Origin of the sequence: Acidovorax sp. LjRoot74 (assembly GCF_964254355.1) — a bacterium.
Taxonomy (GTDB): Bacteria; Pseudomonadota; Gammaproteobacteria; order Burkholderiales; family Burkholderiaceae_C; genus Acidovorax.
In genome coordinates this window covers 4,718,063-4,737,744 of record NZ_CAXUTI020000001.1, presented here as the reverse complement: position 1 = coordinate 4,737,744, position 19,682 = coordinate 4,718,063, and the positions used below count along the sequence as shown (strand labels likewise).

Here is a 19,682-nt window from a genome sequence, read left to right as displayed (position 1 = left end):
GGCAATGTGGTTGCGCGCAAACGGCCTTTTTTGATCAAAGTCCGAAGTACCAGCGCACCGAATGGAAGAACACGGGGGCGGCAAAACACAGTGCGTCCACCCGGTCGAGCAGGCCGCCCGCACCGGTGACCGACATGCCCTGCATGCCCCAGCTGGTGATGCCCCGGTCGCGCTTGAGCGCCTTCATCACCAAGTGCCCCAGGCTGCCCGCCACGCAGGCCAGCAGGGCCATGCCCAGCGCCTGGCCGGGCTTGAAGGGGGTGATGAAAGTGAGCAGCCCACCCACCAGCCCGCCCACGGCCACGCCAGCGAGCCAGCTGGTCCACTGGAAGCTCTGACTCACCTGCGGCGCCACGGGCTTGTGCGGAAAGCGCCGCCCCAGCAGGTGCTGCACCACCATGCAGGTCTGCACCACAAACACCAGGAAGAACACCAGGAACGCGCCCTTGTCGCGGTAGCCCGGGAAGTCGAGCAACAGCAGCGCGGGCACATGGCTCATGCCATATACGCAGACCATGATGCCCCACTGCAGCTTGGCGTTGCGTTCCAGAAAACGCTGCGGGTCGTTGGCCAGCGCGCTCACCACCGGCAGCGCCAGGAACACGTAGACCGGGATGAACACCGTGAACAGGTCGAACATCTTGCTGCCCACGATCCAGAACTGCAGCGGCAGCACCACGAAGAACGCCAGCACCAGACTGCGGTGGTCGCCGCGCCGCGTGGGCGACAGCGTGATGAACTCGCGCAGCGCAAAAAAGCCCACGATGGCAAACAGCACCGTGGCCACGGTGTCGCCCAGCACCCAGCCCACCCAGAACACGGTGGCCATCATCCATGAGGTCTTGAGCAGGCCCCAGAAGCGTTTGGCCTCCAGCACGCGGGCTTCGGATTCGGGGTCGTCACTTGCGTGCTCGCGCAGATTGCGCACAAAGGCCCAGACAGTGACGATGGACAGGATGCCGAACACGGCAAGGAAGAGGGCGCCGATCTGCTGGGTGGCGGTCAATCCGCGAAGGAAGTTGTTCATGTTCAGACTTCCCGCAGGGCGATCACGGCGCTGCGTGCGCGGTCGAGGAAGGGGCGGCGCTCTTCACCCACTTCCAGCTGGATCGGCGCACCAAACGTCACGGAGCACAGGATGGGCACGGGCACCACTTCGCCCTTGGGCATCACGCGCTGCACGTTGTTGATCCAGGCGGGCACCAACACCACCTGCGGGAACATCTGCGCCAGCTTGAACAGGCCGGATTTGAAGGACTGCGGCTCATCGCCATGGCCGCGTGTGCCTTCGGGGAAGATCACGATGGAGTCGCCACTGGCCAGGGCCCGCACCAGGGGCGCCAGCGGGTCGGATTCGGGCAGGGCAGCGCGCAGTTCTTCGGGGGTGGGCGCGCGCGGTGGGGCTTCGGGGGACGGGTCCGGACCGCCTGCCATTGCGGTGTCGGCTTCGGACGACGCGGCAGCCATGCCGTCGATCACCCCCACGGGTTCTGCCGTCACCGGGGCGGGTGGGCGGGCGGGTGTGGCCTGGCGGTCCACATACACGGCGTTGAACACGGCCGTGGTGATCCACTGGCGAAACGGGGTCTTGGTCCAGTAGTCCTTGGCCGCGATGGGGCGTGTGATGCTGCGCAGCTCCTCGGGCAGCGCGGCCCAGATCAGCACCATGTCGGCATGGCTCTGGTGGTTGGCGAAATAGATGCGCTGCTCGGCCTTGGGCGGGCAGCCATACCAGCGGGCCTGGGAGCCGGTCAGAAACCGCACGATCCCCAGCAGAAGGAAACTCATCAACTTGGCAAGCATGGCGCGGATCATACGGGGCCATGCGTGTCGCTCACACCCAGATGCGATACGCCCAGAACGCCTCGTCGCCATAGATGCCGTCGTACAGCGCCTGTGGCGCGTAGCCCGTGATGCGGCGCGTGACGCGGCACAGGTGCGACTGGTCCGAGAACCCCGCGCCCGCTGCCACATCGGCCCATTTGACCGAGCCCTGCGCAGCCTCGGCCGCGATGGTGTCGAAGAACGCCTGCTCGGCCTTGCCAAAGCCGCGCAGCTCGCGCAGGGGCAGCCCGGCCCAGCGCTTGATGCGCCGCTCCAGCTGGCGCAGGCTGCGGCCGGGGGAGGACAGGGCGGCGCGCTGTGCCAGGTGTGCGGCCCAGTCGCCGTAGCGCTGGGTGGGCAGCGCCTGGGCGGGGCGGCAGGTCTGCCAGCGGGGCTCCAGAAAGTCTTCCAGGTACTGCAGGCGGGCCGCGTTGTCCGGCAGGTTCTGCACTGCCTCGCACAGCGCCAGCCAGTCGGGCGGCAACAGCGACTGCGCGTCCACCATGCGGTCGGTCAGGGCACCCGGGTCCACGCCGGTGAGCTGGTGCAGCGCGTCGGGCATGAACATCACCATCATGGCGTGCGTGGGGCCTGCGCAGTAGCTGGAGGTGGGGCGGGTCTGCGGGCCGGCCAGCACCCAGCGGCCGGGGTAGGCCTCGCGCGGGCTGTGCTGCGTGGGCATGGTGTCGGGGCGCTCGGCCACCAGGGCCTCGCTGCGGCCTTCAAACCACCAGCTCAGGCTGCACAGCGGCGAGGCCGGAAAGCGGTTGATGCGCTGTGCATCGCTGAGCGTATGGCCCACCGTGCTGCGCGCCATGGCAGCACGCAGGCAGGCCGTGAGGCTGGCGCGCGGCAGCCACAGCTCGCCCGAGGGGATCAGCCCGGCGGGATGCCGGGGGGAGAGGGGGGCCAAGCTTGCCATGGGGCGCGAGTGTAGGCGACGGGGGCTGTCGCAATCGTTCAATACGGCCCGGCTGCTGCGCTGCAGCATGCGTGGCATGAACTCGACCACCGCCCCTGTCGCGCCTGCCGCCACGGCCTCTGCTTCCGCCCCCACTGTTCCACCCACGCCCATTCAGCCCGGCGGCCCGCGCAGCCGCTGGTGGGGCCTGCCACTGCTGCGTGCCATGCGGGCCGACTACCTGGGCTTTGTCACCCAACTGCAGCGCGAGCATGGCGACCTCACCCGCATGCGCCTGGGCTATGAAGATGCGTGGGACCTGATGCACCCTGACCTGGTGCGCGAGGCACTGGTCACCCATGCCGACCAGCTCATCCGCTGGGAGCGTGGCATGGAGGTGTTCGAGGAAGTGTTTGGCCAGAGCGTGCTGGTGACCGAGGGTGCCACCTGGCAGCGCCAGCGCCGCATGCTGATGCCTGCCTTCACCCCCAAGCGGGTGGCAGGCTACGCGCAGCTGATGACCGATGCCGCCCGCAGTGCGCTCGACGCTGCCGTACCGCTGGGCCAGCCCGGTGCACAAGTGGCGGTGGATGCGCTGTGGACGGACGTGACCATGGACGTGATCCTGCGTACGCTGTTCAGCACCTCGGCGCAGGCCGATGCGCGCGAAGCCGCCTGGGCCACGCAGATGCTGTCGGAAACCGCCTTCCGCGAAATGTTCATGCCCTTCACCCTGCCCGACTGGTTGCCCCTGCCGGGCAAGGCGGCCAAGCGGCGTGCGATCCGGTCGCTGAAGGGGCTGGTCTGGCGCCACATCCATGCCCGCCAGGCCGAGGTGGCCGCACCCGGTGCACAGAAGCGCTCAGACCTGCTGCACATGCTGCTGGCCCTGCGCGACGAGCAAACCGGCGAGGCCTTGTCGGCGCAAGAGGTGTTCGACCAGTGCATCGTCAGCTTCCAGGCCGGGCACGAAACCAGTGCCACCACGCTGCTGTGGTGGACCCTGCTCATGGCCCAGCACCCGGAGGCCGCGCAGCGCGCCCAGGCCGAGGTCGATGCTGTGCTGCAGGGCGGCACCCCCGGCCCCGAGCATCTGGCCCAGCTGCCCTGGCTGGGCGCCACGCTGAAAGAAGCGCTGCGCCTCTACCCCCCGATCGCCGCGCTGATGAGCCGCCGCACCACCGCGCCCATCACGCTGGGCGGCGTGCCAGTGCCCCAGGGCGCCATGCTGCGCATCACCCCCAGGGTGCTGCACCGGGATGCACGCTGGTTTGCCGAGCCGGACCGTTTTGCGCCCGAGCGGTTTCTGGACGGCGCGCCACCCATCCCCCGGGGCGCGTGGATTCCGTTCGGCCTGGGCCCGCGTGTGTGCATTGGCCAGCACTTTGCGATGCTGGAGATGACGCTGCTGGCGGCGATGCTGCTGCAGCGCTACACGGTGCGGCTGCCGGTGGGGGGCGCCGTGGGAGCGCCCCGGTTTCAAGTGACACTGCGGCCAGAGGGGACGTCTGCGCTGTGGCTGCAGCGGCGCGATGCGCCGCAGGGGCAATAAGGCGCGCTGCTTAGCGGTGGGTGAAGTTCAGGGCAACTCCGCGCCGCCCATGCGCCCCAGGATCGTGCGCGTGCGCCCCGCCAGATACGCTGACCCGGGCGTTTTCTCAAACCGCTTGGGCGCAGGCAGCATCACCGCCAGGCGGGCGGCTTCGGTGGTGCCCAGGCGGCTGGCGCTCTTGCGAAAGTAGTGCTGCGCAGCGGCCTCGGCGCCGAACACGCCTTCGCCCCATTCCACGTTGTTGAGGTAGATCTCCAGGATGCGCTGCTTGGAGAGCAATTGCTCCAGCGCCAGCGTGAGCACAAACTCCTGCCCCTTGCGCAGCAGCGTGCGTTCGCCCGAGAGCAGCAGGTTCTTGGCCAGTTGCTGGGTGATGGTGGAGCCGCCCCGGATCTTGGGCGCACGCACCGGGCGCTCGGGGGCGCGGGCCTGCGCCTTGCTGGCCTGGGCTTCGGCCTTGGCGTTGCGCTCCCAGGCTTTTTCGATGGCTGTCCAGTCCACGCCGTCGTGGTTCACAAAACCATCGTCTTCCGACGCGATCACCGCGCGCTTGAGGTGGTCAGAGATGTCCGCATACGGCACCCATTGCTGGCGCCAGGGCACATGGCCTTTGGTGGCCAGCAGCGCCCAGGCTTCGGAGCGCTGGAAGGTGGTGGATTCGGGGTTGATGACCACCATGGCGGCAATGCGCAGCACAAAAAACAGCTGCAGCGCCACGAAGGCGATCACCAGCAGTCCCAGCCAGCGCAACACGGCTTTCATGGTGGCTTCCCCGGGGTTCAGGCGGCAGCAGATTGCTGCATTTCACGCAGCACCTGGGCCGACGGCGGGCGCACGCCGCGCCACAGCAAGAAGGCTTCGGCGGCTTGCTCCACCAGCATGCCCAGGCCGTCACGGGGCACAGCGCCGTGCTGGCGCGCCCAGTCGAGGAAGCCTTGCGCCGCAGGGCCATACATCATGTCGTAGGCCAGTGCGCCCGGGCGCAGCACGGTGGCGGGCACGGGCACCCCGGCTCCGGCCAAGCTGCTGGCCGTGGCGTTGATGATCACATCAAAATTGGCCGTTACCGCGCGTGGTTCTAGTGCTTCTAGCTCTGCTTTTTGTAGCAATGCGAGGGCGCTGTGCGACTGCACCAGCGCCTCTGCCTTGGCCAGGGTGCGGTTGGCCACGGTGATGTGGCGGGCCCCCGCCAGCAGCAGCGGGCCCAGCACGCCTGCGGCGGCGCCCCCTGCGCCCACCAGCAGCACATTGCGCCCGGCCAGCGACACGCCCGCGTTGCGCGTGATGTCGGCCACCAGGCCCAGGCCGTCGGTGTTGTCGGCATACAGGCTGCCGTCGGCGCGAAAGGTGAGGGTGTTGGCCGCACCCGCCAGTTGCACGCGCTCGCTGCATTCGGTCGCCAGGGCCGGCGCTTCGGTCTTGAATGGCACGGTGACGTTGCAGCCGCGCCCGCCCTCGGCGGCAAACGCGCGCACGCCCTGGGCAAAACCGTCCATGGGCACCAGGCGGCGTTCGTAGGCGATGGCTTCACCGGTCAGTTCGGCAAAACGGGCGTGGATGGCGGGCGAGCGGCTGTGCGCCACGGGGTTGCCCATCACGCAGTACAGATCGGGGGTTTGGCTCATGACAAAAGCTTGTGCGGGTGGCCCTTGCGGGGCCGCGCCGGGAACTACCGGACGGTGGTTTCGAGGGTCTGGTCGCGGGTGAACTTGAAGCGCGCCACCATGGCGATCTGGTCGGCCTTCTTGCGCATGTCGGCGCCGAAGGCACCAAAGGGCCCTGCGGCGCGGGCGATGGCCTCGGCGCGGCGGTCCAGGGTGCTGTTGCCCGAGCCTTGCACGATCTCGGTGCCCAGCACGCGGCCGTCGTGGTTGACGGTGACGATCATGGTCAGCTCGCCATACAGCTTGCGGCCGGCTTGTTCGGGGAAGTTCTCGGTGCCCTTGTCCTCGACCTTGCGGCGCAGCGCGTCGTAGTAGACGGCGTAGGCCTCTTCGCGTGTGGCGGGGCTGATGTAGCGCTTCTTGGGGCGCGAGTTTTCTTCGTTGATGCGTTTTTCGATCTCGGCCAGCAGCTTGACCAGCTGGCGGCGCTTTTCCTGCTCGTTGGCTTGGTCGGCGCTCTGGCTGGGCTTGCGCGGGTCGGGCTCGGGCATGGTGGCGAGCTGCTTGCGCAGCTGGGCCAGCAGTTGCGCCTGCTGCTCTTGCATCGCATCCATCTTGCGCTGCGCTTCTTCGTAGTCGTCCCCCACGGCCGTGAGTGCCGTGTAGGGCAGGGGGCTGGTGGCCCGGCCCTTCTCGGCGTCGCCGCCGCCCGCCAGGTTGGCCTGGGCGATGGCCTGGGCCTTGTCGGGGCGCTCGTTGGACTTGGCATTGACCAGGATGACTTCGAGCGGCGTGTCCTGGAACACGCGGTTGAAACCCTCGGGGTCGATGAAGCGCACGGAGATCAGCGCGGCGTGCACGGCAATGGACACGCCCAGCGCCAGCTGCAACGTGGTGATGGTGCGGAGGAAGGCGGGGAGTTTCATCGCCAGCAATTATCAGGGGGCGGGGTCAGGGGGCAGGGGCTGCCGCAGCGGCGTCGGCGGGTGCCTCGTTCACGTCCACTGCAATCGCAATCGGCCCGGCCACGGTGTCGTCGTCTTCCTCGGCGTCTTCCACCGGGCCGTCGTCGCTGGTGTCTGCCGGGTCGTCCAGGCGCTCGATCACGGTGCCGTGGATGTCGAGGGTGATCTCGTCCACCTCGCCCAGCTTGACCTTCAGGCGCGCGCCGCGCGGCAGGTTCTGCGCGCCCAGCACGGGGAAGACCAGTGGAATGTCATCCGCCCGCACCAAAAAGCTGCCGCCCGGGCCTTCCTTGAAGACGGTGGCGTTCAGCTCGGTGATGCCGTTCTGCTCCACATACTTGAGCGTCCAGAAGCGTTCCATGCCCGCCTGGTAGCCGTTGTAGGCGCCGTAGGCGGCATCGAAGCTGCTGATGATGGAGAACAGGTCGGCGTCCTTGGGCTTGAAGGGCGCGGCCAGCGCAGCCGTCTTGCCGTGGCGGGCGCAGGCAATGATCTGCCACTGGTTGACCAGATCGGTGTAGCGGCGCAGGGGCGACGTGGCCCACGAATAAGCCTTCACGCCAATACCAGCATGCGGCAGCGCCTTGGTGCCCATGCGCACTTTCACGCCGGGCGCCATGCTGGCCTGGCTGCGATAGATGCCGGGCACGCCCAGCTCGGCCATCCAGCTGCCCCAGGTGCTGTTGGCGACGATCATGGCCTCGGCCACGATCAGGTCGAGGGGCGCGCCGCGCTGGCGCACGCTGATCTGCACCTGCTCGTCGCCCGTGGGCTCAGCACCGTTGTTGCCGACCAGGCGGAAGTTGTAGTCCGGCCGGTTGAAGTTCTCGGGCTTGCCGCGCACGACTTCGCGGCGGGCTTTGAGGTCTTTGGCGAGGCGGTGCAAAAATGATAGCTGCCCACGCAATTCGGACAGGCGGTGGGGGTCGTTTTGGTGCTCAAACGCTGGGTTGCTGAGCCATTCTTCCGTCACCACACTGTCGAGCTGGTCGTGGCGCAGGTTGGCGGCGATGTGCACGTGCTCCAGCTTGGTCTCGGAGCCCTTGAATTCCAGCGTGGCCTCGTCGATGGTGACGTAGAGCGACACGGCCGGGTTGGCGCGGCCTTCGTCCAGGGTGTAGGTCTGCACCACGTCGTCGGGCAGCATGGTGATCTTGTAGCCCGGCATGTACACCGTGGACAGGCGCGCGCGGCCGAGCTGGTCGATGGCGCTGCCCGGCTGGATCGCCAGGCCGGGCGCCGCGATGTGGATGCCCAGCACCACGGTGCCAGACCCCAGGCCCTGCACCGACAGCGCGTCGTCGATTTCAGTGGTCTGCGAATCGTCGATGGAGTACGCCTGCGCGGTGGACAGCGGCAGCTCATCGGCAATGACGGGTGCCGTGACCGCCGGAAAGCCCGTGCCCTTGGGGAAGTTCTCGAACAAAAAGCGCTTCCAGTGGAACTGGTAGGCCGAGTCGATGGCGCCGGCCTTTTGCAGCAGGTCGAGCGGCGCGGTGTGCGTGGCGCGGCTGGCATCGACCACGGCCTTGTACTCGGGCGCGTTCTTGTCGGGCTTGAACAGGATCTTGTAAAGCTGGTCGCGGATGGGCTGCGGGCATTCGCCGCGTCCGAGCGCTGCGGCCCACTCGTCGATCTGTGCAAGCAGGGCCTTCTTCTTCTCGATGGCGGCCAGCGCCTGCTGCAGGATCTCGGCCGATGCCTTCTTGAACCGGCCCTTGCCCGCGCGGCGGAAGTAATGCGGCGCGTCGTACAGGCGGAACAGGGCGCCGGCCTGCTGGACCAGGGTGGCGTTTTCGGAGAAGTAGTCCCGCGCCAGGTCGGCAAAGCCGAATTCGTCTTCGGGAGCAAACTCCCACGCCAAGTCCAGCTCGATGCTCTCGGCCACGGCCTGGGCCTGGGCGATGAGTTCCGCCGGGGCGGGTTTTTCGAACTTCAGCAGGATGTGGGCGGCCTTGACCTTGACCCGTTTGCCCGAGTCCAGCTCGATCTGGGCGGATGTGTCGGCTTCGGACAGGATACGGCCGGCGAGGAATTTGCCGGCTTCTTCAAACAATGCGTGCATGGCGGCGATTGTCCCATGGGCCTGCACCGGCTCGCCCGGACACGGGGTGGCGGCCAGCCCCTATGATGCGCACCACCTCGCCGGCACCGCCCCAGCGCTGAATCCTCTCTGAGTGAGCCCCATGCTTTTTGATGCTGTTGCCGCGCCCCTGTTTCTTCTGGCCCTGACGCTGCCCTTTGTGTTTGGCTACACCGAGGCTCCCATTTTCAATTTCTGGCCAGTTGTGGCCTCGTGGTCCTGCGGCCTGGTGCTTTTATTGCTGATGCTGGCGCGCTCCTGGCACGTGCGCGGCGCTGCCCGGGGGGGGGCGTCCCGTGCGGATGCGCGGACTTTCATGGCATCGCACCTGGCATTGGGGCTGGTGCTGGCGGGCGCACTGGGTGGTGGCATCGGGTTGGCGCAGTTCTTTGGCGGGGATCTGGGCCTTGCGCCCTGGGTGCAGCCCTCTGCGCCAGGCCAGGCGATTGGCAACCTGCGCCAACGCAATCAACAGGCGTCGTTGCTGAGCCTGGGGGTGTGGTCGCTGCTGTGGCTGGTGGTCCAGCTTCAGGCGCGGCTGGAGGGCGGAAGCCAGGCCAGCCCGGCGCAAAACGCCTTGCTGGGCGGCGGGCGGCCCTGGCCGTCCTGGCTGGTGGGGCTGCTGCTGGCCTGGGGGCTGGCATTGCTGGCTATTGCCAGTGCGGCGACCGCTTCGCGGACTGGCGCCCTGCAGTGGCTGGTGGTGGTGGGTTTGCTGGTGTGGTGGCAGCGCCGTGGTGGCCGTGTGGCCGTGGGGCTGTCGCTGGTGGGTGTGCTGATGTACGTGGGGGCCGCCTGGCTGTTGCCGCGCCTGTTGCTGGAGTGGACCGGGTTCAGCACCGATGGCCTTTTTACGCGCATTCTGGGGGACGAACAGGGCTGCAACAGCCGCCGCGTCCTGTGGGCCAATGTGTTGCACCTGATTGCGCAAAAGCCCTGGCTGGGTTGGGGCTGGGGCGAGCTGGACTACGCGCACTACATCACCTTGTTCCCGGGTGAGCGGTTCTGCGTGCTGCTAGACAACGCCCACAACCTGCCCTTGCAGCTGGCCGTGGAGCTGGGTGTGCCAGTGGCCGTGCTGGTGTGTGCCGCTGTGGCGGCCTGGGTGGTGCACGCACGGCCATGGGCCGAAACTGACCCGCTGCGCCAGCTGGCGTGGGGCGTGCTGGCCATTGTGGGCGTGCACAGCCTGCTGGAGTTTCCACTTTGGTATGGTCCTTTCCAGGTGGTCTCTGTGATGGCCGTGGCGCTGCTGTGGTGGCCGCAGGCAACCCCAAGCTGGGCTGCGGCGCGTACGACCAAGGCTGCGGCCATGCTGGTGCTGGCGGGCGCCGCCGCTGTGGGTACCCTGGTGCTGTGGGAGCACTACCGGATCGGCATGTTGTATCGGCCGCTGCCGCAACGGCCAGCGGCGTACCAGGAGGACACCATGTCCAAGGTGTCCGACACGCTGTTCTTCTCAGACCAGGTGGACTTTGCTCTGTTGTCCACCATTGCGCTCACCCGCGAGACAGCCCCACAGATCAACCTGCTGGCGCGGGAGTTGTTGCACTTCTCGCCCGAACCCCGTGTCATCCAGGCGCTGATTGAAAGTGCCGTGCTGCTGGGCAAAGATGACGAGGCTGCGTTCCATATGAAGCGCTACCGCATTGCCTACCCGGCGGAATACGAGCGCTGGAAGGGGCCGGGGGCTGCCAGGGCGTCGGGGGCTCGGTAGCGTAGCCTTTCGCCTCGGGGCGGGGCGGGGCGGGGCGGGGTGGGGCTCAGGCCAGGTCCAGAAACTCCACCACCTGCGGCAGGTAATCGGTGAAGTTGCCCAGCGCGTGGTCTCCGCCCTCTTGCACGATCTGCCGGGCCTTGGGGTAGCGCCCTGCCATTTCGCGCCAGTCGAGCACTTCGTCGCCTTTTGCAATGATGGCCAGCTCCGGGCCTGCGGGAGGGCGGCCGCGCATGTCCAGGGCCTCTAGCTCGGTGATGTACTCCGGCAGAAAGTAAAAGCGCTCTGCGGGGTTCTGCCAGGTGGTCTGTTCGCCGATGTAGCGCGCCAGGTCACGGGCGGGGTCCACGGCGGGGTTCAGCATCACGCTGGGGCAGCCCGCCTGCTGGGCCACCCAGCTGGCATAAAACCCACCCAGAGACGACCCCACCACCGCCATGGCCGCGCGGGGCCAGCTGGCAATGCCCTGTGCAATCAGCGCCATGGCGGCCTTTGGAGAAGGCGGCAACTGCGGGCACCAGAAGGTGACAGCCGGGTGGTGCGCTGCCACATGCGCCGCCATCTGGCGGGCTTTGGCCGACAGGGGCGAGGAGCGGAAGCCGTGCAGGTACAGAAGGTGGGTGGTGGTCATTGGCAGACAGACAGGCAAGCAAGCAGGCAGGAAAAAACGCGGGGCAGGGGAATCACTGCTTCAGACAGGGCGGTGCAGGCATAAGATGGGAGGTATCAAATCGTAACCACGGGGCGCCATGCAGCGCGGCGCCTTGATTCGCTCCCTGCACATGCCCGATTTTGCCCCGCTCTCCACTACCCGACGTTGGGCGCTGGGATCAGGCGACAAGCCCCCCTCGTCGCTGGGCCGGTTTGAGCTGAAAAAGCAGCTGGGCCGGGGTGCGCAGGCCACGGTGTGGCTGGCGGTGGACCCGCGCCTGCAGCGCGAGGTGGCCATCAAGCTCATGCGCCCCCTGCAGGACCAGGACCCGTCGGTGCTGGAGCAGTGGCTGCGCGAGGCGCGCCATGTGGGGCGCCTGGCCCACCCTTACATCGTGCCCGTGTTCGAAGCCGACGTGCAGGGCCTGCAGCCCTACATCGTGTTTGAGTATGTGCCCGGCCGCACGCTGGCCGAACACCTGGCCCAGCAGGGGCGGTGCACGCCGCACGATGCGGTGGCCCTGATGGTGGATGTGCTCGATGGCCTGCAGGCCGCGCACCAGGCGGGCATCGTGCACCGCGACCTCAAGCCCTCCAACGTCATGGTCGATGCCCAGCGCCACGCGCGGGTGATGGACTTTGGCATGGCCGCCCCGGTGCAGGCTGCGCCCGATGCACAACTGGCCAGCGGCACCCCGGCCTATATGGCCCCGGAGGCCGCCGCAGGCGCAGCGCCCGCCCCGGCCATGGATGTGTACTCCGCCGCCCTGGTGCTGATTGAACTGCTCTCGGGCAAGCCGCTGATCCACCAGAAAGACACCTGGCAGGCGCTGTACCGCCTGGCCAATGAGGACCTGGCCCTGCCCGATGACCTGGGGCCGGGCGTGGACGACGGTCTGCGTGCCATCCTGCAGCGCGGCATGGCGCGCGACCCGGGCCAGCGCTACATGTCGGCGGCGGAGTTCCGCGACGCGCTGCGCGCCTGGGCGGCTCCGGCCAGCGCCCCCACAGCGGCGAGCAATGCCACGCTGGATTTTTTGCTGCGGCGCATGCGGCACAAGAGCGACTTCCCGGCGCTGTCGGATTCGGTGGCCCGCATCCAGCGCGTGGCCAACTCCGAAGACGACAGCATCAGCGACCTCACGCACGAGATCCTCAAGGACGTGGCGCTGACCAACAAGCTGCTGCGCCTGGTCAACAGCGTGCACTACGCCCACGCCAGCCGGGGCACCATCAGCACCGTATCGCGCGCGGTGAGCCTGGTGGGCTTCAATGCGGTGCGCAACATGGCGCTCAGCCTGGTGCTGCTGGACCACATGCAGGACAAACAGCACGCCAGCCAGATGCGCGAAGAGTTCCTGCGCGCCATGATGGCGGGCTCGGTCGCCGCCGAGCTGTGTGGTGCCAGCCAGGCGGCCGAAGAGGCCTTCATCGGTGCCATGTTCCAGAACCTGGGGCGCATGCTGTGCGAGTTCTACTTTCCTGAAGAGGCGCGCCAGGTGCGCAGCTTGGTGGCCTCGGGGCGCATGGAGGGCGGCGAGGAGTCGGCCGCTCTGCAAGTGCTGGGGCTGGGGTTTGAGGACCTGGGCGTGGGTGTGGCCCGCGTCTGGGGCCTGCCCGAGAGCCTGCAGCGCTGCATGCGCAAACCGATGGGGTCGCCCACGCAGCGCGCGCCCGAGCAGGGTGTGGAGCGCATGCGCTGGGCGGCCATGGCCGCCAACGAGGTGGCCAGCACGTTGTTGTTTGGCGACCCCGCCCAGATGGAAGCCCAGCTGGGCCAGGTCGGCACCCGGTACGCCCGCACCCTGGCCTTGTCGGCCGAATCCATTGCCGAGGCCACCTTGCGTGCGCGCCACAAGCTGGTGGCGCTGGCCGAGGCGCTGGACCTGCGGGTGGCGCCCGACACCCCTGCTGCCCGGCTGCTGCGGCTGCCGCAGCCTGCTGGCGCTCAAACAGTGACCGAGGACGCCCTGGGCTCCCACGAGCTGCGCCCCAGCGAAACCCCGCCCTTGCCGGCCGTGCTCGAATCGCAGGCGGGCGGTGCGGTGTCGGTGGCGCAGGTCAACGAAGTGCTGGCGGCGGGCATCCAGGACATCACCAACGCCATGGTCGAGAGTTTTCAGCTCAACGACGTGCTGCGCATGATCCTGGAGACCATGTTCCGGGCGCTGGGTTTTCGGCGCATGGTGTTTTGCCTGCGCGATCCCAAGACGGAGGTGCTGACCGGCCGTTTTGGCCTGGGCGAGGGCAGTGAGGCCGCCGTGCGCGCCATGAAGGTGCCGCTCAAGGTGCAGGGCGACCTGTTTGCCGCCGTCTGCCTGCGCGGCGCCGATACGCTGATCAACGACGCCACCGAACCCCGCATGCAGGCCCGCCTGCCGCAGTGGTACCGCACGGGGCTCAACGCCCCCTCGTTCCTGCTGCTGCCGCTGCAGATCAAGGGCCAGACGTTTGCCCTCATCTACGCCGACCAGTCGGTGGCAGGGGGCATCGTGGTGGACGACAAGGCCCTGGGCCTGTTGCGCACGCTCCGCAACCAGGCGGTGATGGCCTTCCGGCAGGCGGGGTGACGGCGCAGGGGGCTTGTTCCACCTGGCTCCGGCCATCCGATAATCGGGGGATGGCCGTCGTATTTGAAAAGCCCACGCTCTCCCAGCGCCTTGTTCCCCTGTTCCGTGGGTTCGACCTTCCCCTCATTGTGGTGGTGGCCCTGCTGACCTGCGCGGGCCTGACGGCCATGTACTCGTCCGGTTTCGACCATGGCACCCGTTTTGTCGACCATGGGCGCAACATGCTGATCGCGGGTGCTATTCTTTTTGTAGTGTCTCAGGTGCCACCGCAAAAGATCATGGCCTGCGCCGTGCCGCTGTACGTGGCGGGTGTGGTGCTGCTGGTGGCCGTGGCGCTGTTCGGCATCACCAAGAAGGGTGCCACACGCTGGATCAATCTGGGCATCGTCATCCAGCCCAGCGAAATCCTCAAGATTGCCATGCCCCTGATGCTGGCCTGGTGGTTCCAGAAACGCGAAGGCGCACTGCGCCCGCTGGATTTTGTGGCTGCGGGCGCACTGCTGGCCGTGCCGGTGGGCCTGATCATGAAGCAGCCTGATCTGGGGACCTCGCTGCTGGTGCTGGCGGCGGGTCTGTCGGTGATTTTCTTTGCCGGCCTGTCCTGGAAGCTGGTGCTGCCGCCGGTCGTGATTGGCGGCGTGGGCATCTTCACCCTGGTGCTGCTGGGCGACCAGCTTTGTGCCGAGGGGGTGCGCTGGATGCTGTTGCACGACTACCAGCAGCAACGTGTCTGCACCCTGCTGGACCCCACCCGCGACCCACTGGGCAAGGGCTTCCACATCATCCAGGGCATGATCGCCATCGGCTCCGGCGGCGTGTGGGGCAAGGGCTTCATGGCCGGCACGCAGACCCACCTGGAATTCATCCCCGAGCGCACTACCGACTTCATCTTCGCCGCTTTTTCCGAAGAGTTCGGCCTCGCTGGCAACCTGTTCCTGATCGTCTGCTTCCTGCTGCTGGTCTGGCGCGGCCTGGCGATTGCTGTGGGCGCTACCAGCCTGTTCGGGCGCCTGATGGCGGGGGCCGTGTCGATGATCTTCTTCACCTATGCCTTCGTGAACATGGGCATGGTCAGCGGCATCCTGCCCGTGGTGGGCGTGCCGCTGCCCTTCATCAGCTATGGCGGCACGGCCATGGTCACGCTGGGGCTGGCGCTGGGCATTCTGATGTCGGTGGCGCGAGCGCAGAAGCAGGACACCAAAGATCCCCGGGCGGCGCTTTAGGGGCTGATTTCCATCCCCAGCAGGTCCGCAGGCGCGCTCATGGCCGGGTCTTGCGCAGGGGTTTGTGCGGCGTTGCGTGCGCCATGCCTTCCGGTTACAAAGCGGCTGCCAACCGTGTTTTGGCAACCTCTGGAGGTACTCCCATGGCGTCGAAGTTCGAGCTGAAGAAGTCCAAGAACGACAAGTTTGTGTTCAACCTTCTGGCGAGCAACGGGCAGGTCATCCTGACCAGCGAGATGTACGACTCCAAGGCCAGCGCGCTCAACGGCATCGAGTCCGTCAAGAAAAACGCGCCCAACGACGGCCGCTATGGACGGCTCTGCGCCAAGGACGGCTCCCCCTACTTCACGCTCAAGGCGGCCAATGGCCAGGTGATCGGCCAAAGCCAGATGTACTCAGGAGAAAAGGCGCGCGACGCGGGCATCGAGTCCGTCCAGCAGAACGCACCTGGCGCGCCCACCAGCGACCTCACAGCGGCCGGTTGAGGGGCTGGCGCCATGCGCGCGCCGGGCACGGAGCGCCGCCCGTGCCCCTGCGCCCGTGCGGGCATGGCCAGACGCCTAAAATGCCCCGATGACTTTCCGCACCCCCACTGCCGCCCCCCAGCGCGCGGCAACCAGCCAGCGCATCGATGTTGCCCGTGAACTGTTGCTGACCCCCTTCGGCCTCGACGAAAGCCACCTGGCCCGTGCCCTGGCCGAGATCCGCGCCCACCAAGTGGACGACGCAGACCTGTACTTCCAGTACACGCGCAGTGAAGGCTGGAGCCTGGAGGAGGGCATCGTCAAGACGGGCTCCTTCAGCATCGACCAGGGCGTGGGCGTTCGCGCCGTCAGCGGCGAGAAGACGGCCTTTGCGTATTCCGACGACATTTCTGAGGCGTCGCTGCTGGATGCTGCACGCACTGTGCGGTCTATTTCGGCCTCTGCGCGCGCTGGTAAAGCAAAGATTGCTTCTAAAAAAGTAGCATTGAGCCGCAGCCTGTACCCGGGGGTGGACCCGATCGGCTCGCTCGACAGCACCGCCAAGGTCGCGTTGCTGGAGCGGCTGGAGCAGCGCGCCCGCGCCAAGGACCCGCGCGTGGCCCAGGTCATGGCGGGGCTGGCCAGCGAATATGACGTGGTGCTGGTGGCGCGTGCCGATGGCACCTTGGCCGCCGATGTGCGCCCGCTGGTGCGCCTGTCGGTCACGGTGATCGCCGAGCAGAACGGCCGCCGCGAAATGGGCTCGGCCGGTGGCGGCGGGCGTTTTGGCCTCGCGTATTTCGACGACGAGCAAATGGGCAAGTACGTGGACGAGGCCGTGAACGCGGCCCTGGTCAATCTCGAATCGCGCCCTGCACCGGCGGGTGAGATGACGGTGGTGCTGGGTTCGGGCTGGCCCGGCATCCTGTTGCACGAAGCAGTGGGCCATGGCCTGGAAGGCGATTTCAACCGCAAAGGCTCCAGCGCCTTCAGCGGCCGCATTGGCCAGCGGGTTGCAGCCAAGGGCGTGACCGTGCTGGATGACGGCACCATCGCCGACCGCCGGGGCTCGCTCAACGTGGACGACGAGGGCCATGCGACCCAGCGCAACGTGCTGATCGAGGACGGCATCCTGAAAGGCTACATCCAGGACAGCCTCAACGCGCGCCTGATGGGCGTGGCGCCCACCGGCAACGGCCGTCGCGAGAGCTACGCCCACATCCCCATGCCACGCATGACCAACACCTACATGCTGGGCGGCGACAAGGACCCGCAGGAAATTATCGCCAGCATCAAGAAGGGCCTGTACGCCAGCAATTTCGGTGGCGGCCAGGTGGACATCACCTCGGGCAAGTTCGTGTTCTCGGCCAGCGAGGCCTACTGGGTCGAAAACGGTAAGATCCAGTACCCCGTCAAGGGCGCCACCATCGTCGGCAGTGGCCCCGAGTCGCTCAAGAAGGTCACCATGATCGGCAACGACATGCGCCTGGACAGCGGCGTGGGCACCTGCGGCAAGGAAGGCCAGAGCGTGCCCGTGGGCGTGGGCCAGCCCACCCTGCGCATCGAGGGGTTGACGGTGGGTGGCACGGCCTGATTCTGGCCCTGAGGGCGCCCATGTGTTGCGCGCTCCCACCATCCTTGCCCTGCTGTGCATGCCCAGCGCTGCGCCGGCCCGCAGGCAGCGCAAAATGCAATCACCATGCCTGCCACGCGTCCCAGCCAACTGCTGACACTCCAGTCGTTTGGGGACATCAGCCGTTTTCTGCGGGAGGGCGTGGCCGACGAGGACTCACGCCAGCTGCGTGACAGCCTGGGGGCGTTGTCCATGCAGATCGACGAGGCGGTCCGCGCGCGCCGCACCAGCACCGACACGGCGGAGATCACGCGGCGTGTTGTCACCCTGTCGCACTGTGCGCGCGAGCACCAGCTGTTTCTGACCGGTCTGGGGTCTGCCTGGCATGCGCTGTATGAATTTGGCGCTTACCAGCGCGCATTGCGGGACTTGCGCAACGCCATTGCCGACTGGCAACAGATGCTGGAACGCCGCAGCACCCGCGAGAGCGCGAGTTTTGATCACTTTGAACTCCTGGCCTGGCGCACGCTGGGAGAAGCGCTCCTGCTGGTCGATATGTACGAACACCAGAGCGATCCCCAAAGCGACCTGCAGGATGCACCGCCGCGCAAGTTGTCAGCGCTGCAGCGTGCGCGCGTCTGGCTGAACGGCCTTTGGCGCTGAACCAGGTCTTGAGCCTCGGGCCCGAATTGGCGCTGTTTGTCGTGCAATCGCAACAGTCTAGGGTTGCTGCACTGCCGCACACCTGTGCTACATTGGCTGCCATGCAAGTTCGCAGCGCGTTTTATTTTTGGTTTTTTATCTCGGTCCCCGGCGGATGAGAGGAAAACGCGCAAGCACACACAACCTCCCCATACCAACCGCCGACGCTGCAAAGCCCGGCGGTTTTTGTTTTTCTGCCCTCCCGTTTTTCTTCATTCACCACAACTTTCACTCCACGAGGAAGCAACCATGACGGTCTCCAACACCCCCGCCAGCGATGCCTGGTACCGCAGCGTCGAAAAAACCAGCCAGACCGACGACGAACGTATCAAGGACATCACCGTGTTGCCTCCTCCCGAGCATCTGATCCGCTTTTTCCCCATCGGCGGTACGCCGGTGGAGACGCTGATCACCCAGACCCGCAAGAACATCCACAACATCATGGCTGGCAAGGATGACCGCCTGCTGGTCATCATCGGTCCCTGTTCCATTCACGATCCCGCTGCCGCCGTGGACTACGCCCGCCGCCTGATGGCCGTGCGCACGCAGTACGCCGACACCCTGGAAATCGTGATGCGTGTGTACTTCGAGAAGCCACGCACCACCGTGGGCTGGAAGGGCCTGATCAACGACCCCTATCTGGACGAGAGCTACCGCATTGACGAAGGCCTGCGCATTGCGCGCCAGCTGCTCATCGAGATCAACCGCCTGGGCATGCCTGCCGGCAGCGAGTTCCTCGATGTGATCTCGCCCCAGTACATCGGTGACCTCATCAGCTGGGGCGCGATTGGTGCCCGCACCACCGAAAGCCAGGTGCACCGCGAGCTGGCCTCCGGCATCTCGGCGCCGATCGGTTTCAAGAACGGCACGGACGGCAACATCCGCATCGCCACCGACGCCATCCAGTCGGCCAGCCGGGGCCACCACTTCCTGTCGGTGCACAAGAATGGCCAGGTCGCCATCGTGAACACCAAGGGCAACAAAGACTGCCACGTGATCCTGCGCGGCGGCAAGACGCCCAACTACGACGCCGCCAGTGTGGCCGCAGCCTGCAAGGACCTCGAAGCCGCCAAGCTGCCCGCCACGTTGATGGTGGACTGCAGCCACGCCAACAGCAGCAAACAGCACGAAAAACAGCTTGAGGTGGCGCGTGACGTGGCGGCGCAATTGGCCGGTGGCTCGCGCAGCGTGTTCGGCCTGATGATCGAAAGCCATCTCACGGCGGGCGCGCAGAAGTTCACTCCAGGCAAGGATCAGCCCGGTGCGCTGGAGTATGGCAAGAGCATCACTGACGCCTGCCTGGGCTGGGACGATTCGCTGCAGGCCCTGGCCGAGCTGTCCGATGCCGTGAAAGCCCGCCGCGCTCGCTGAGTTCCAGCACAGCAACTGGCCCTAAACTGAGGCCTGTGAGGCTGCACATTCCCGTGCAGTCCCGGCTTCAGCAGGCCTTCTGAATGGGCCTGTGGATTTCAGAAGAAAGGCAAACCACCATGCACAGCGAAGTGTCGGTCAAGCTGACCGGGAATCAAGAATTCCGTTTTGACCTCGCGGGCGCTGAGCCCATGGGGCATGAGGCCGGGCGGCGCTGGCTGGATGAGCAGTTCATCTCGCTGGACTGCGAGCCTCTGCGTGCGAGCGGCAAGGTGCTGTTGGCCGACAAGGTGCTCACCGTGGCACGTGCCGCCGGGGCGCCGCTGATGCAAGACCCTGACTGGTCGCGCAACTTTGCACGCGCCGCCAGCGCTGCGCTCGCCAGACCTATCGTGCGTGTGGATGTGCCGGGCATGGCCGTGACATTCTGATTTTGTCTTTGGCGGCCGCCTGGGCCGTGGTGCTCTGACGGAGTGGATGGG

17 protein-coding genes are annotated in these 19,682 nt (G+C 66.8%); 9 read left to right on the top strand and 8 right to left on the bottom strand.

Annotated features, from left to right (window positions below; genetic code table 11):
- Positions 1 to 34: 34 nt before the first annotated feature.
- The 3 genes from ACSQ3O_RS22520 to ACSQ3O_RS22510 are packed head-to-tail and all read right to left on the bottom strand — an operon-like array spanning position 35 to position 2,746.
- Positions 35 to 1,027 carry a phosphatidate cytidylyltransferase gene (locus tag ACSQ3O_RS22520; RefSeq protein WP_436140547.1) on the bottom strand — a complete coding sequence of 331 codons (993 nt, stop codon included), beginning with the start codon at positions 1,025 to 1,027 and terminating at the stop codon, positions 35 to 37.
- 2 nt (positions 1,028 to 1,029) lie between these two features.
- Positions 1,030 to 1,803: a lysophospholipid acyltransferase family protein gene (locus ACSQ3O_RS22515; RefSeq protein ID WP_298449631.1), complete on the bottom strand. Its 774-nt coding sequence runs from the start codon at positions 1,801 to 1,803 to the stop codon at positions 1,030 to 1,032.
- A 31-nt stretch (positions 1,804 to 1,834) separates the two neighbouring features.
- On the bottom strand, positions 1,835 to 2,746 hold the full coding sequence (locus ACSQ3O_RS22510; protein WP_436140546.1) for a helix-turn-helix domain-containing protein: 912 nt from the start codon (positions 2,744 to 2,746) through the stop codon (positions 1,835 to 1,837).
- Between the two features lie 76 nt (positions 2,747 to 2,822).
- On the opposite strand from ACSQ3O_RS22510, the gene ACSQ3O_RS22505 reads away from it, so the two are divergent.
- Positions 2,823 to 4,277: a cytochrome P450 gene (locus ACSQ3O_RS22505; protein WP_436140545.1), complete on the top strand. Its 1,455-nt coding sequence runs from the start codon at positions 2,823 to 2,825 to the stop codon at positions 4,275 to 4,277.
- Between the two features lie 27 nt (positions 4,278 to 4,304).
- Here ACSQ3O_RS22505 and mtgA read toward each other — a convergent pair whose 3' ends face one another.
- The 4 genes from mtgA to ACSQ3O_RS22485 are packed head-to-tail and all read right to left on the bottom strand — an operon-like array spanning position 4,305 to position 8,911.
- Positions 4,305 to 5,039, bottom strand: coding sequence for a monofunctional biosynthetic peptidoglycan transglycosylase (mtgA, locus tag ACSQ3O_RS22500; protein ID WP_137745813.1), 735 nt, complete (start codon positions 5,037 to 5,039; stop codon positions 4,305 to 4,307).
- Between the two features lie 17 nt (positions 5,040 to 5,056).
- Positions 5,057 to 5,902: a shikimate dehydrogenase gene (gene aroE / locus ACSQ3O_RS22495; protein ID WP_436140544.1), complete on the bottom strand. Its 846-nt coding sequence runs from the start codon at positions 5,900 to 5,902 to the stop codon at positions 5,057 to 5,059.
- 44 nt (positions 5,903 to 5,946) lie between these two features.
- Positions 5,947 to 6,807: an energy transducer TonB gene (locus ACSQ3O_RS22490; RefSeq protein ID WP_137745815.1), complete on the bottom strand. Its 861-nt coding sequence runs from the start codon at positions 6,805 to 6,807 to the stop codon at positions 5,947 to 5,949.
- A gap of 25 nt (positions 6,808 to 6,832) precedes the next feature.
- Positions 6,833 to 8,911, bottom strand: coding sequence for a ribonuclease catalytic domain-containing protein (locus tag ACSQ3O_RS22485; protein ID WP_436140543.1), 2,079 nt, complete (start codon positions 8,909 to 8,911; stop codon positions 6,833 to 6,835).
- Between the two features lie 121 nt (positions 8,912 to 9,032).
- Here ACSQ3O_RS22485 and ACSQ3O_RS22480 point away from each other — a divergent pair, with 121 nt between their 5' ends.
- A complete protein-coding gene (locus ACSQ3O_RS22480; protein ID WP_436140542.1) occupies positions 9,033 to 10,646 on the top strand; it encodes a Wzy polymerase domain-containing protein in 1,614 nt (537 codons plus the stop codon).
- A gap of 46 nt (positions 10,647 to 10,692) precedes the next feature.
- On the opposite strand, the gene ACSQ3O_RS22475 is transcribed toward ACSQ3O_RS22480, so the two are convergent.
- Complete coding sequence (locus tag ACSQ3O_RS22475; RefSeq protein ID WP_436140541.1) at positions 10,693 to 11,277, bottom strand: YqiA/YcfP family alpha/beta fold hydrolase; 585 nt, start codon at positions 11,275 to 11,277, stop codon at positions 10,693 to 10,695.
- A 151-nt stretch (positions 11,278 to 11,428) separates the two neighbouring features.
- Here ACSQ3O_RS22475 and ACSQ3O_RS22470 point away from each other — a divergent pair, with 151 nt between their 5' ends.
- From ACSQ3O_RS22470 to ACSQ3O_RS22440, 7 genes are all read left to right on the top strand, one after another.
- Positions 11,429 to 13,867, top strand: a complete 2,439-nt coding sequence (locus ACSQ3O_RS22470; RefSeq protein ID WP_436140540.1) for a protein kinase domain-containing protein — start codon at positions 11,429 to 11,431, stop codon at positions 13,865 to 13,867.
- Between the two features lie 50 nt (positions 13,868 to 13,917).
- Positions 13,918 to 15,090: a rod shape-determining protein RodA gene (rodA, locus tag ACSQ3O_RS22465; RefSeq protein WP_436140539.1), complete on the top strand. Its 1,173-nt coding sequence runs from the start codon at positions 13,918 to 13,920 to the stop codon at positions 15,088 to 15,090.
- A gap of 143 nt (positions 15,091 to 15,233) precedes the next feature.
- Entirely contained in the window at positions 15,234 to 15,575 is a 342-nt protein-coding gene (locus ACSQ3O_RS22460) for a YegP family protein (protein WP_298449612.1), read from the top strand.
- An 88-nt stretch (positions 15,576 to 15,663) separates the two neighbouring features.
- The gene (tldD, locus tag ACSQ3O_RS22455; RefSeq protein ID WP_298449610.1) at positions 15,664 to 17,148 is read left to right on the top strand and encodes a metalloprotease TldD; all 1,485 of its coding nucleotides are present in this window, start codon (positions 15,664 to 15,666) and stop codon (positions 17,146 to 17,148) included.
- A 105-nt stretch (positions 17,149 to 17,253) separates the two neighbouring features.
- Positions 17,254 to 17,790, top strand: a complete 537-nt coding sequence (locus tag ACSQ3O_RS22450; RefSeq protein ID WP_298449608.1) for a hypothetical protein — start codon at positions 17,254 to 17,256, stop codon at positions 17,788 to 17,790.
- 288 nt (positions 17,791 to 18,078) lie between these two features.
- Positions 18,079 to 19,200, top strand: a complete 1,122-nt coding sequence (locus ACSQ3O_RS22445) for a 3-deoxy-7-phosphoheptulonate synthase (RefSeq protein ID WP_137745824.1) — start codon at positions 18,079 to 18,081, stop codon at positions 19,198 to 19,200.
- 119 nt (positions 19,201 to 19,319) lie between these two features.
- Positions 19,320 to 19,631: a hypothetical protein gene (locus tag ACSQ3O_RS22440; protein ID WP_137745825.1), complete on the top strand. Its 312-nt coding sequence runs from the start codon at positions 19,320 to 19,322 to the stop codon at positions 19,629 to 19,631.
- The last annotated feature ends 51 nt before the right edge of the window (positions 19,632 to 19,682 follow it).

Bases quoted from the DNA above. Each gene is read 5' to 3' on its own strand.
- ACSQ3O_RS22490 (WP_137745815.1), bottom strand. From the start codon at position 6,807: ATGAAACTCCCCGCCTTCCTCCGCACCATCACCACGTTGCAGCTGGCG.
- aroE (WP_436140544.1), bottom strand. From the start codon at position 5,902: ATGAGCCAAACCCCCGATCTGTACTGCGTGATGGGCAACCCCGTGGCG.
- ACSQ3O_RS22475 (WP_436140541.1), bottom strand. From the start codon at position 11,277: ATGACCACCACCCACCTTCTGTACCTGCACGGCTTCCGCTCCTCGCCC.
- ACSQ3O_RS22445 (WP_137745824.1), top strand. From the start codon at position 18,079: ATGACGGTCTCCAACACCCCCGCCAGCGATGCCTGGTACCGCAGCGTC.
- mtgA (WP_137745813.1), bottom strand. From the start codon at position 5,039: ATGAAAGCCGTGTTGCGCTGGCTGGGACTGCTGGTGATCGCCTTCGTG.
- ACSQ3O_RS22505 (WP_436140545.1), top strand. From the start codon at position 2,823: ATGAACTCGACCACCGCCCCTGTCGCGCCTGCCGCCACGGCCTCTGCT.
- rodA (WP_436140539.1), top strand. From the start codon at position 13,918: ATGGCCGTCGTATTTGAAAAGCCCACGCTCTCCCAGCGCCTTGTTCCC.
- ACSQ3O_RS22480 (WP_436140542.1), top strand. From the start codon at position 9,033: ATGCTTTTTGATGCTGTTGCCGCGCCCCTGTTTCTTCTGGCCCTGACG.
- ACSQ3O_RS22460 (WP_298449612.1), top strand. From the start codon at position 15,234: ATGGCGTCGAAGTTCGAGCTGAAGAAGTCCAAGAACGACAAGTTTGTG.
- tldD (WP_298449610.1), top strand. From the start codon at position 15,664: ATGACTTTCCGCACCCCCACTGCCGCCCCCCAGCGCGCGGCAACCAGC.
- ACSQ3O_RS22450 (WP_298449608.1), top strand. From the start codon at position 17,254: ATGCCTGCCACGCGTCCCAGCCAACTGCTGACACTCCAGTCGTTTGGG.
- ACSQ3O_RS22470 (WP_436140540.1), top strand. From the start codon at position 11,429: ATGCCCGATTTTGCCCCGCTCTCCACTACCCGACGTTGGGCGCTGGGA.
- ACSQ3O_RS22520 (WP_436140547.1), bottom strand. From the start codon at position 1,027: ATGAACAACTTCCTTCGCGGATTGACCGCCACCCAGCAGATCGGCGCC.
- ACSQ3O_RS22440 (WP_137745825.1), top strand. From the start codon at position 19,320: ATGCACAGCGAAGTGTCGGTCAAGCTGACCGGGAATCAAGAATTCCGT.
- ACSQ3O_RS22485 (WP_436140543.1), bottom strand. From the start codon at position 8,911: ATGCACGCATTGTTTGAAGAAGCCGGCAAATTCCTCGCCGGCCGTATC.
- ACSQ3O_RS22515 (WP_298449631.1), bottom strand. From the start codon at position 1,803: ATGCTTGCCAAGTTGATGAGTTTCCTTCTGCTGGGGATCGTGCGGTTT.
- ACSQ3O_RS22510 (WP_436140546.1), bottom strand. From the start codon at position 2,746: ATGGCAAGCTTGGCCCCCCTCTCCCCCCGGCATCCCGCCGGGCTGATC.